An 11618-nucleotide genomic window follows, 5' to 3' on the forward strand; every position below is an offset into this window, starting at 1 on the left:
TTTCCATTTTTTGCTGGTTATCGTGTTTTATCGGAGGAAATCTGACTGACTAAGTGCTGAATATCCGCCGGTGGTTCTTGAATAAAGTGCAAAGGCTCCCCGGTAAAAGGATGGACAAAGGCCAACTCATAACAATGCAACGCTTGGCGCTGGATGCGGGCGGTATCCCCACCGTACATATCGTCTCCTAACAAAGGACAACCGAGATCGGCAAAATGCACGCGAATCTGGTGAGTTCGCCCCGTATGTAAACGAATGTCCACCAAGGCCAATGATTCTGGCACGCTACGATAGTCCAGCCAATATTCCGTCTGGGCCACTTGCCCTGCCGGATCCACTTGCCGGCGCATTAAAGAATTGCGCTCTCTAGAAATCGGCCGATCGATTAATTCGTGCTCTTTTAAGCGACCTACATTGCCCCCGACTAACGCTTGGTACTTCTTTAAAAACTTATGGGCTCGCAATTGTTTATCCAGCTTCGCATGGGCAAAGCCGTGTTTCGCAAAAACCATTAAACCAGAAGTATCTCGATCCAAGCGAGTCACAATATGAATCACTTGGTCCACATAGCCTTGATCTTGGTAATAAGCTTTCACCCGATTAGCCAAAGTCCCCTGGGGGTGATACTGGGCAGGAATCGAGGCAATTCCTGCTGGCTTATTTACCACTAGGACATGCTCGTCTTCATAGACGATGTCCACTGGTCCCGGAGTCGCTAGCATGGTTTCGTGTTCCTTTTCATCGGGAATTACAAAACTAACCCGATCTCCTGGGCTCAAAGAAAAACGCACGGTGCGCTCTTCCTCATTTACCAAAATCTGGCCTCCTTGAAACTTAACCTTAGCCAACAGCCCTTTGGAAATCCCTTGCTCTTTTAGAAAACTGCGTAATAATTTGGGTTCTAGCCCCTGATAGTGGTATTCGAATCTCATGACTTTTCAATATCTCCAATAAAGGCATCTTGTACCCGATGCCAAAAATGCATGTGGCGATTGGATACAAACCGGATCCGCTCTTTGGCCACTCGGTAGTGTACCGCCGCCATCTGATCTTGGGGGATATCCAACTGATCCACTGTAACAAAGTAATCCCCAGAAGGTTGTAACGCAATTTTCAACCAATCGTCTGCGGCAATCACCAAAGAAGAACCTAACGTTCGAAACAAGCGATTGTTTAAAGAGGCGATTTCTGCCAATTGCATGGCATTAATTGACGGATGAATCACCGCGCCTCCCACACTTTTGTTGTAAGCTGTGGAACCAGTGGGCGTAGACACGGAAAGACCATCCCCTCGGAAACGCTCAAAAAGCTCATCCCGGATATAGACATCCGCCACCATGGTGGTGTTGCCCCGCTTAATCGTGGACTCGTTTAACGCTAAAAAGCGCCGTTCCGGTTGCCCATCCGTATAAGTAATGCGGACTTCCAATAAAGGATAACTGGTGCTCGTTAGCGTTTCGTCTCGAAGCTTTTGCACCATTTCTTCAATCTCATAGTCTCGCCAATCGGTATAAAACCCCAAATGACCGGTGTGCACCCCCATAAAGAGCACCTCTTCCAAGTGCTCACTATAGCGATGGAAGGCCGATAACAAGGTCCCGTCGCCCCCTACGGAAATCACCAAATTAGGCTGATCTTGGTCGATGGGGATATTGGCTTCTGCTAATAAATGATACAACTGATTCAACACTCGTAGTGTCTGGGGCTCTTGATTGGCAACGATGGCTACCTTCAAGGTCATTTGCCTTCCTCCTCAGACTGTTGCTCCTGATCCATAGACGCCAAGTAATAGCCGTCGTCGGATTTTCCGCGACCGTGGGCGAATAACCGCTGGGCCTCCTGGATTTCTTCTCGAATCTTCGACATTTCTTCGTCTAGCTGGTAGGCTGCCTCAGCCGCTCGTTGCAAGCGATCCTTCATTTCTTCTGGGAATGCCCCTTGGTATTTATAATTCAATGAATGTTCAATGGTCGCCCAAAAATTCATGGCCAATGTGCGAATCTGAATTTCTGCTAGAATTTTCTTCTCCCCACTGATCAACTGCACGGGATACTCGATTACCAAATGATAGGAACGATAGCCACTTTCTTTTTTATTGGTGATATAATCCCGCTCGATTAAAACTTTCATATCCTTACGATTGCGAATAATTTGTACCACTTGATGAATGTCTTCAACAAATTGGCACATGATTCGCAGCCCGGCAATATCCGACATTTCCTCTTCTAAGCGTTCCATGGGAATGTGACGAATCTGACTTTTGGTAATGATGCTTTCCACCGGCTTGACCCGGCCGGTGACAAATTCAATGGGTACATGACGATTTTGCTCCCGGTACTGTTTGCGAATACCCCGGAGCTTGACTTTTAATTCTGCGACGGTTTGTTCATAGGGTGCTAAAAAAAGATCCCAATCTCGTTTCATCTTGATCCCTCGATTTCCCTGCGACCCTCTCAGGCCGTTCCTTACTGCAAAAAGACTTGGAACAAGGTATCTTATTGTCCTCAGCTATTTTGCATCCAACATTGATTTTACCATATTTTCCCTAATGATACGGCATGAAATCTCCGAAAGCAGTGTAAGCGTAAGGCACCGATTGCCTTTGCTCTCAGGTCGTTCTTTTCCAGCCGTTTTGTAAGAACCATGAAAACCTTCTGATATTCTTCATTGTCAAAAAAAGCTTTCTATGTCACAATATACTAGCAGAAATTGCGCTAATAGGAGGCAAGAGCTATGCCATCAAGAGAAATTGAATTCAAAACATTATTGACCCCTGCTGAATTTCAATCAGTCGTCGCCCATTACCAACTGACTCCAGATCGTCGGAAAACCCAAACCAACTACTATTTTGATACTCAAAAACAGCAGTTGAAAAATCAGCACTGGGGCTTGCGCATTCGTACATATGCCGATTATGGCGAACAAACTTTAAAAGTCCCAGCCACGGATGGTGGTCTCTGGGAAATCACCGATAAGCTGAGTTTACAAGAAGCTGCTACCTTAACCAAAAACGGCACCATTAAAGCACCGGGACAAGTTGCCACCAAACTGGCAACGATTGACGTAGCTCCTAGTGACTTACACCCTCTCGCCAGCCTCAAGACGGCTCGCTGGGAATTTGCCATTCCAGAAGGCCTCTTAGCACTGGATGAAAGTTGGTACGGCTCCCAACACGACTTTGAACTGGAATTGGAAGTCAAGGATCCCCTGCAAGGAAAAGAGGATTTTCATACGCTTTTACGCTCGCTAAATTTGAACTATCGGCCGGGAGAAAATAAAATTGCTCGGGCATTTAAGGAAAAATAAAGTCAGCGATAAAAAAACACAATGGTTTCTTTTTGCGTATGTTTCTGTTAGATTACTATTATATAAAAGGTTTTGATTTGGGGAAGTCAAAGCAAAACGGGGGAGATACAATTGATTGAGATCTATTTGTTCGTCAATCCAATCGGCTCCATCTGCCTGGAGACGGAAACGAAACTGCTGGATTTCATAGCCAACAGCGATAAAAAAATTCAATTTCGTGTGATTCCATTGGTCAATATGCAGACGATTCACCAGGTGATGAAACGTCGTGGCATTGATGCAAAAGACATCGACGCTCGCAATAAATTATTTACCGATACATATTCTGCCGCCTTGGATTGCAAAGCGGTTCAGTTGCAAGGCAAAAAAACTGGGCGCAAGTTCATGATGCGTCTGCAGCAAGCCGTGGCTTGTGAGCAGATTCCTTATTCCCAAGAGTTGGTATGTGCCATCATCGATGAAGTCGGTGCTGATTTGGAGATGTTTCTTGAAGACCGACCATCGGCATTCGTCAAAGAGATGTTTCAAAATGACCAGGACACCGCCCGGGACATGGGCATTACCCAGCATCCTTCCGAAGTGGTGTACAATTTTTCCAGCCACCGAGACTACGGGGTTCTTTTAGAAGGCGCCGCCTGTATTAGTGATTTGCCGAAGCTCTGTCAAAGCGATGCCTATCGCTTACCGCTTTTCCAGCTAGCAAGTCACGTAGCAAAACCAAAAAAACAGCAACTATAAAAGAGGTTGGGCAATTGCCCAACCTCTTTTATCTTTCTCAAATCACTGTACAAGTTTTATTTGCCAAGTTCTGTTAATAAAGCTTCCAACTCGTCTAAGCGTGCGGCGAAGACCTTCATCGCTTCTTCTAAATAGTCTGGCTTGGTCATATCCACGCCGGCCTTTTTCATTACTTCGATTGGATAATCACTAGAACCAGCCTTTAAGTAGTTCAAATAGTTTTCCAAAGCTTGGGGTTCTTCGGCTAAGATTTTCTTAGACAAAGCCGACGCCGCAGAAAAACCGGTGGCGTATTGGAAAACGTAGTAATTATAGTAGAAATGCGGAATCCGTGACCATTCCAATTTGATTTCATCATCGTAAGTCACCGCTTCTCCATAATACTTCGCATTTAGCTTCCCGTAATTTTCGCTTAAGTATTCTGCCGTTAAAGGAACTCCCGCAGCATCTTCTTCATGAATGAAGTGCTCGAATTCGGCAAATTGCGTTTGACGGAAAATAGTTCCCTTAAAGCCATCCAAGTAATGGTTCAAGACGTAGGCCCGCACTAGTGGATCTTTTTCTGTCTCTAACAAGTACTCGGTTAAGATATTTTCATTGGTTGTCGAAGCAATTTCCGCTAGAAAAATCGAATAGTCCCCATAAACATAAGGCTGATTGTTCCGAGTGAAATAGCTGTGGACACTGTGCCCCATTTCATGAACCAAAGTAAACAATTGATCCAAAGTATCATGCCAGTTCAAAAGAATGTAAGGAGCAGTATCATAGGCCCCAGAAGAATAAGCCCCACTGCGTTTGCCTTTGTTTTCCACCACGTCGATCCACCGGCTGGAAAAAGCTTCTGCCACTACTTCTTGGTACTCATCTCCTAAAGGCGTCAACGCTTCTTTCGCCTTCGCCACGGCTTCTTCATAGGTGTATTGAATCGGTGCTTCCCCCACCAGTGGCGTGTACATATCATACATATGCAGCTCTTCTAGGCCCAACAGTCGCTTGCGCAACGCAACATAGCGATGCAACAGCGGCAAGTTCCGATTGACTACCGCTACTAACGTGTCATAGACGCTTTCTGGAATGTGATTGCCACTTAACGCCGCAGCCCGAGCAGAGTCAAAGTGTCGAACTTTTGCCCGGTAGTTGTGGGTTTTCACATTGGTAGATAAGGTCTGAGCAAAGGTATTGCGGAATTGTTCGTAGACTTGATACAGCCCTTCATAGGCTGCTTGTCGTACAGTACGATCCGTGCTTTCCATCAATTGACCGTACACACCATGGGACAGTTGAATGTGCTCTCCTTGACTGTCAGTAATCACCGGGAAGACCAAGTCCGCATTGTTCAATACGGCAAAAGTATTGCTAGCCGCACCAAAAATTTCTCCGGCTCCCGCTAATAATGCCTCTTGTTCCGCCGGTAAAGTATGAGGCCGATTGTCTAACATCTGTTGAATGTAATGACGGTACTCTGCCAGTTTTGGTGCCTCTTCAAAATAAGCAGCAATCTGCTCGTCTGACAATGTCAATAACTCCGGTTCGAACCAAGCCAACGCTTCACTGGCTTCCGCTAACAGGCTAGAAGCCCGGGCATAAAGCCCTTGATATTGGGTATTCCCCGTGTCTTGGTCGTTTTTCAAATGGGAGTAGACGTACAGTGTTTCCAACTGACGATAGACCGCCAAAATTCCCTCTAAGGCTTGTAAGAACGTAGTGGCTCCCTCGTGCAGCGTTCCTTGATAGCCAGCAACTTCTTTCACTGCCACTTTGACGTCTTCAAACGCTTGATCAAAGGCGGCATCGTCAGGAAAAATCGTCGTTAAATCCCAGGTCAATTCTTCTGGCAAAGCCTCGCGATTTGGTAATTGTTTTGTTTCACTCATCTGAACTCTCCTCTACGCTAGATTCTAATTGCGGTTCTTTCTCTATGGTATCACAGTCTTCAGAATTTTCTAGTTTCTTCGCTTCCAAATCGCTCCGTTAGTAAGACACACTCGGCAAAAATCTCCTGATAAATTCGCCGTCGATTTACTAAAAAGTATGGCCAATCCAATATTTGGCAACTTTTTTCATACCAGCAGTCAAACTCGCGAAAGCCGGCAAGATACAGGCCTCGTAAAACTAGCAAACCCTCTTGCAACAATGCTTGATGGCATCCTGGAGCGTATCCCCATGAAGGGAGCGCCCCTAAGTTCACCCCGTGAAGATAGCTTTGAGCTTGTAGCAGCAACAACCCTTTTTCCTTACGATTCAACTTTTCTTGAATCCGTAGCTGATAGTCAGAAACCGACCAAGCACACGGTTTACTAGCAATTTTTGCTAATGACAAGATTTCGCCAAAAAGTTGGCCTTGCAAAGTTTGGGAGCTAGTCTCAAACAACAATCCCTTTTGGTAATGCCAATCAAAAGAATGAAACAAGACCAACTTTCTTTTGGCTACCTCAACACCCCACAAGACTAGACCAAAGGGAGCTTCCTGTAAGCAACAACTGGTTACTTGCCGCCAGTGCTTCTGAGGGAAAAACTGCTGCCCCACAAGCCACCAAGGAGTATAACCATGAGCCAGATAATTACTCGTGCGTTCTGCAAAACGCGTTCGACTTAGCGTCGAGCACTGAAATTCCACCGCTAACTTACGCCACAGTAAATCCGGGCGTTGGGCTAATTCCGGTAAATAAGCTTCCAGTTGGGTATCCACAGGTAGTGCCTGTTGCAATAAGTGCTTGCCCAACAAATGTTCTGCGGTTTCTCCTTCTGAAAAGTGCTGACACTCTTGCATGCTGCGATGCGCAAAATGAGGAATCTTTTGTGGGCCGCATTTAAAGATGACCTCCCCTTGGCACCCTGGACAAAAACACTTTTCCCCATTCTTTTTTTGAAACCTATCCGCTAAAATCAACTGCCCCTGAGCATCATTTGCTAGTAACATCCCTCGCACCTCCCGTCTTATCAGGAGATACGCAAAGAAAAAAGCCTTGATTCTTCATCAAGGCTTTTACTCGTTATGCAAAATAATGTCGGGTCAACTCTAAGGCATCATGCTCCATTAAGAGCTTGCCGTGCTCGGCTAAAACCTCGGAAGTAGCGGTACTTCTACGGGCAAATTCCGACAAGTACGCCAAGTAGTCTTCCACTTGACCATCGGAAATCAATTCGTCCACAAATTCTACTTCTAAGAAATAAAAACCACCCATGCTGTACAAGTTGCTAATCACAAAGTCCAACTGGATTTCATTGGCCAAAAGTACCAACTGCTCAAAATCCACCATTTCAAAGATGAATTTCCGTGGTAGTGGTGCTTCTGTTTCTTTGCTCTTTTCTTGCAATTGATCGGCAATCGTCTTGCGCAAAGCCGCGGTTGGCTCTTCGCTGAAGCCCTCGGAGAACTCTTCAAACTCTTCCATATCCTCGGGAGTGATATTTTTACTGATGAAAAGCTCTAGGCCATCGCCCTTAGGCAATACTTGGAAGGTAACAGCTTCACTGCCTTTAAACTCTTCTTCTATATCGACTTCTTCTAGAATACTGTAGAAAAAGTTTTCGATTTCATTGTGATTCCCTAGTAAATCTAAAAACGTAATTCCCCGGGCAGCTAAATCTTCGCTTTTAATCAAAACACGAATTGTATTGTCATTAATGTGTTCCATTTCCATCTTAGCCACACCCCTTCTCAGATGCTAATTCGTTACTAACCATTGTAGCGAAACTTATTGAAATGTAAAGGAAAACCTGTTCCTTTAAAGAGATTCATAAGAATGAAAAAAACTGCTCCAAGCCTTGTTTCGGCTGGAGCAGCAACTTTCATTTATTAGGATTAAAGACCAGCCATCAATTGAGCTTGGCGCAATTCCAATTGGCGAACTTCCCGTGATAGGAAGCGACGGATTTCATCTTCGTTAAATCCAACTTGCAGACGTTTTTCGTCAATCATGATTGGACGACGTAAAAGGCCTGGATTTGCTTGGACTAGATCCAACAATTCTTTCAACGGCAACTCATCTAAATCAATATTTAACTTTTGGAAAACCTTGGAACGTGTCGAAATAATCTCTTCAGTACCATCTTCAGTCATCTGCAGAATCGACTTCAACTCAGAAATGTTCAAGGGTTCGGAAAAGATATTCCTTTCTACAAAAGGAATTTCGTGCTCTCGCAACCACGCGCGAGCTTTTCGGCAGGACGTACAACTAGGGGAAGTATAAAGTGTCAACAACGTAATCACTCCTTTTTGTTTATAAGTGATGGGTAAAATAATGACGCATCACTTTAAATCTGATTCTATTATACCGAATGAAAAAACAAATATCTAGTACTTTCTCAAAAAATACTTTTGATAATTAAATTTAACTAAGTCTTAAATTCCTATCGTTATCACGATTAAAGAAATTTATCATTATACATTATTATAATACTCTAATTTTTATGTCATTTTCAAAAAGAGTGCCCTCTTGCTTTTTTAAAATTTGATTTTTGCAAAAAAAACAAATTTTTTCACTGGTATACTTTTACTCGTTGTTTAATCAGCCGAAAACAAATCACTTCATCCCACTTCTTGAAAAAGCTTTCCATTTCCCAAAAGACCCTCCGGCCACGGATTATCTAGGCCTTTTAATTTCCTAAGATGGCTGCTCCGTTTTCAGAGGGTCGTTATTTTAAAAATAAAATTTCACAAGGAATATTTGCTAAAAAACACCTGGAAATAATCGGTCTACCCGTTTTCCCATCACTTCGAATACTCATTTTTCTAATTCATTTTATGATTTCTTGAACTCTTTTTTTAAGAAAAGTAATGTCATGACAGAAAAGACGATTCTTAATTTTTTGTGTCAAATTTTTTCCTTATTTTAGAAATTTTTGACAATTATCTAAATTGACTGCGGTACAGTTCCGCATAGTGCCCTTGGCTTGCCAAGAGTTCATCGTGGGTGCCTTGCTCCAAGATTCCTTGGGGGCTTACTACGATAATGCGATCCGCATATTTAATCGTCGCCAAACGATGGGCGATGATCAAAGTCGTCCGTCCCGTAGCCAAAGAATTCAAGGATTCTTGAATCACTTGCTCGGTTTCACTGTCTAAAGCAGAGGTGGCTTCGTCTAAAATCAAGATTGGTGGATTCTTCAAAAACATCCGGGCAATGGCCACTCGTTGTCGTTGTCCCCCAGAGAGTTTGACTCCCCGTTCCCCGATAGAGGTATCCAGGCCTTGAGGCATATCCGCAACCGCCCCTTCCAAATGAGCCAAACGGACTGCTTGCTGAATCTCCTCTTCACTGGCATCCAAGCGACCATAAGCGATATTTTCCCGAATAGTGCCGGGGAATAAAAAGACATCTTGTTGCACGATACCGATTTGATCTCGTAAGGAAGTTAACGTCATATCCCGAATATCAATCCCGTCAATGGTGATCCTTCCTTTGGTAACATCGTAAAACCTTGGCAGTAAATTACTCAAGGTGGTCTTACCGGAGCCACTCTGGCCCACCAAAGCTACCGTTTCTCCCGGAGCAATGGCTAAGTCGATGTCTTCTAGCACCCGCTTTTCTTCCGTTCCATAGGAGAAGGAGACGTGATCGTAATGGATATCTCCTTGCAGCGACTCCACTACCAGTGCATCTGGCTTGTCCATGATCTCCGGATTGCGGTCCAACTCTTCTGTTAAACGCTTGAAGCCGGCAAAACCTTTAGGATAGCTTTCAATCATATTGTTGACCTTCTCAATCGGGCGCACAAAAACATTGGATAGGAGAATAAAGAAGACGAACTCCCCATAAGTCAACTCACCTTGAATCACATAGTACGCACCGAAAATCAGCGTAAACAGGCTAATGGAGCGAATCAGCAAATAATTATATGCGGAACTAGCGGCCATCACTTTGTAAAAGCGGATTTTGGCCCGGCGGTAGCTTTCACTAAGGCCTTTAAAGCGGCTTGCTTCAAAAGGTTCATTGGCAAAAGACTGGGTCACGCGAATGCCACTCACCGACGCTTCCACACCGGAGTTGAATTCCCCTAGTGTTTCGTAAATCTCCAGATTGACTTTGGTCATCTTCTTATTGAAAAAGACTAAAGCCAAGGTAATCAAAGGCAATAATGCAAAAGTGGCCAAAGCTAGCTTGGCATGGGCTCGATACATGAGGATAAAGGAGCCTATTAGGGTCATAATCGTAATAAAGACATCTTCTGGGCCATGATGGGCTACTTCGGAAATTTCAAATAAGTCCGTGGTTAAACGACTGATTAAACTCCCAGTCTTTTGCTCATCATAGTAGCGAAAAGACTGCCGTTGCAAGTGTTGGAACAGCTCCCGACGCATATCCGTCTCGATATTCACCCCTAGCTTGTGCCCAAAGAAAATCACCACGTATTGCAAAGCCGTGTTGATCACATAAAAGACAAAGAGCCCGATACACGCCCAAACCACTAATTGAAAGTTCTTCTGGGGCATGATCTGATCGATCACCTGATTCACTGCCACCGGAAAGAGCAATTCCAAAAGCCCCACGAGAATCGCACAACCAAAATCTAGTAAAAATAATCCTTTATAGGGACGATAATAACTAAAAAACCGACGAAACAAACGAACACTCCCTTTCATTCTTTCTATTATAGCAAGGCCCCAAAAGACTGCAAGGGGCTTTTTCGGTAAAGAAAACTGAAAACACAGAAAGCCCATGAGAGCAATCACCGGGGCTAATTAGGTATAATAAACCTTTTTGTAGCAAGGTTTTCGCCTTTTTTTCCCGCCAAAATCTGCTAGAATATGTTCGAGAACAAAAACTGAAAATTTACTGAAATTTGAAAGGCGTGGCAAATTTTGATTCAAGCAATCGTTTTTGATGTGGATGATACTCTTTATGATCAGCAACAACCTTTCCGAAATGCCGTTTACCAAATCGTTCCTGACTTCCAAGCTGAGGATATGCACGATCTGTACATCCGCTTTAGAGTACACAGTGACGAGATTTTTCCAAAAGTCTTAGCAGGTGAATGGGAATTAGTTACCATGCGTAACTTCCGTATCCAACAATCTCTCAAAGACTTAGGCTATCCGACGATTGACGACGATACCGCATTGGCTTTCCAAGCAATTTACGAAAACGAATTGGATCATATCACCATGCACGACGAGGTCAAAAAGACCTTGGATTACTTGAAAAAACTCGGCGTTCCCATGGGGATCATCACCAACGGCCCTACCGATCACCAGTTTAAAAAAATCAAACAGTTAGGCCTCTTTAAATGGGTTCGTCCTGAACACATCCTAATCTCCCAAGCAACTGGCTTCCAAAAACCAGAAGCAGACATCTTCCAATTAGCGGAAGAACGCTTTGATTTGAACGGAGAGACCACCCTATATGTGGGAGATAGCTTTGAAAACGACGTGGTTGGCTCCAAGAGTCGCAACTGGCAAGCCCTCTGGTTTAACCACCGTGATCGTTGCCTACCAGAAGGCGCTGAAGCCATTTACGATATCGAGCTTCACGACTTCGACCAACTTTACCCAACCATTTGCAACATCTGTACACCATTAACTGTCTAAACAAAAAGACTGACGCGCCTTTTCTGGCCGTCAGTCTTTTTTT

At 44.2% G+C, this 11618-nt stretch carries 11 protein-coding genes; 3 read left to right on the top strand and 8 right to left on the bottom strand.

All coding sequences use genetic code 11. The annotated features are described in order from the left end of the window. Positions 1–17: 17 nt before the first annotated feature. From I579_RS01490 to yjbM, 3 genes are read right to left on the bottom strand one after another with little or no spacing between them, the layout of a single operon-like run. Positions 18–932: an RluA family pseudouridine synthase gene (locus I579_RS01490; RefSeq protein ID WP_010752969.1), complete on the bottom strand. Its 915-nt coding sequence runs from the start codon at positions 930–932 to the stop codon at positions 18–20. Beyond that, a complete protein-coding gene (locus I579_RS01495; RefSeq protein WP_118340015.1) occupies positions 929–1735 on the bottom strand; it encodes an NAD kinase in 807 nt (268 codons plus the stop codon). Before I579_RS01495 ends, I579_RS01490 begins: the two co-directional genes overlap by 4 nt. Before the next feature lie 2 nt (positions 1736–1737). Continuing rightward, positions 1738–2424 carry a GTP diphosphokinase gene (gene yjbM / locus I579_RS01500; RefSeq protein ID WP_010752967.1) on the bottom strand — a complete coding sequence of 229 codons (687 nt, stop codon included), beginning with the start codon at positions 2422–2424 and terminating at the stop codon, positions 1738–1740. Between the two features lie 309 nt (positions 2425–2733). On the opposite strand from yjbM, the gene I579_RS01505 reads away from it, so the two are divergent. Both I579_RS01505 and I579_RS01510 read left to right on the top strand, forming a co-directional pair. Then, entirely contained in the window at positions 2734–3306 is a 573-nt protein-coding gene (locus I579_RS01505) for a CYTH domain-containing protein (protein ID WP_010752966.1), read from the top strand. A gap of 111 nt (positions 3307–3417) precedes the next feature. Continuing rightward, positions 3418–4044 carry a DsbA family protein gene (locus I579_RS01510; protein WP_010752965.1) on the top strand — a complete coding sequence of 209 codons (627 nt, stop codon included), beginning with the start codon at positions 3418–3420 and terminating at the stop codon, positions 4042–4044. Positions 4045–4100: 56 nt separating this feature from the next. Here the strand turns inward: I579_RS01510 and pepF are convergent, their stop codons facing one another. The 5 genes from pepF to I579_RS01535 form a co-directional block, all read right to left on the bottom strand. Then, the gene (gene pepF / locus I579_RS01515; RefSeq protein ID WP_010752964.1) at positions 4101–5918 is read right to left on the bottom strand and encodes an oligoendopeptidase F; all 1818 of its coding nucleotides are present in this window, start codon (positions 5916–5918) and stop codon (positions 4101–4103) included. 59 nt (positions 5919–5977) lie between these two features. Beyond that, positions 5978–6964 (bottom strand): competence protein CoiA, encoded by a 987-nt coding sequence (locus I579_RS01520; protein ID WP_010752963.1) that lies wholly within the window; start codon positions 6962–6964, stop codon positions 5978–5980. Between the two features lie 73 nt (positions 6965–7037). After that, positions 7038–7688 (bottom strand): adaptor protein MecA, encoded by a 651-nt coding sequence (locus I579_RS01525; protein WP_010752962.1) that lies wholly within the window; start codon positions 7686–7688, stop codon positions 7038–7040. Positions 7689–7849: 161 nt separating this feature from the next. After that, on the bottom strand, positions 7850–8248 hold the full coding sequence (spxA, locus tag I579_RS01530) for a transcriptional regulator SpxA (protein WP_010752961.1): 399 nt from the start codon (positions 8246–8248) through the stop codon (positions 7850–7852). A gap of 648 nt (positions 8249–8896) precedes the next feature. After that, entirely contained in the window at positions 8897–10612 is a 1716-nt protein-coding gene (locus I579_RS01535) for an ABC transporter ATP-binding protein (protein ID WP_010752960.1), read from the bottom strand. 237 nt (positions 10613–10849) lie between these two features. Between I579_RS01535 and I579_RS01540 the strand changes: the two genes are divergently transcribed. Then, on the top strand, positions 10850–11575 hold the full coding sequence (locus tag I579_RS01540) for an HAD family hydrolase (RefSeq protein ID WP_010752959.1): 726 nt from the start codon (positions 10850–10852) through the stop codon (positions 11573–11575). Positions 11576–11618: the final 43 nt, after the last annotated feature.

The sequence above is a fragment of the Enterococcus asini ATCC 700915 genome (assembly GCF_000407365.1).
GTDB classification, from domain to species: domain Bacteria; phylum Bacillota; class Bacilli; order Lactobacillales; family Enterococcaceae; genus Enterococcus_C; species Enterococcus_C asini.

Coding starts and splice junctions, on each gene's coding strand:
- I579_RS01505 (WP_010752966.1), top strand. CDS start 2,734: ATGCCATCAAGAGAAATTGAATTCAAAACATTATTGACCCCTGCTGAA.
- yjbM (WP_010752967.1), bottom strand. CDS start 2,424: ATGAAACGAGATTGGGATCTTTTTTTAGCACCCTATGAACAAACCGTC.
- I579_RS01520 (WP_010752963.1), bottom strand. CDS start 6,964: ATGTTACTAGCAAATGATGCTCAGGGGCAGTTGATTTTAGCGGATAGG.
- pepF (WP_010752964.1), bottom strand. CDS start 5,918: ATGAGTGAAACAAAACAATTACCAAATCGCGAGGCTTTGCCAGAAGAA.
- I579_RS01525 (WP_010752962.1), bottom strand. CDS start 7,688: ATGGAAATGGAACACATTAATGACAATACAATTCGTGTTTTGATTAAA.
- I579_RS01490 (WP_010752969.1), bottom strand. CDS start 932: ATGAGATTCGAATACCACTATCAGGGGCTAGAACCCAAATTATTACGC.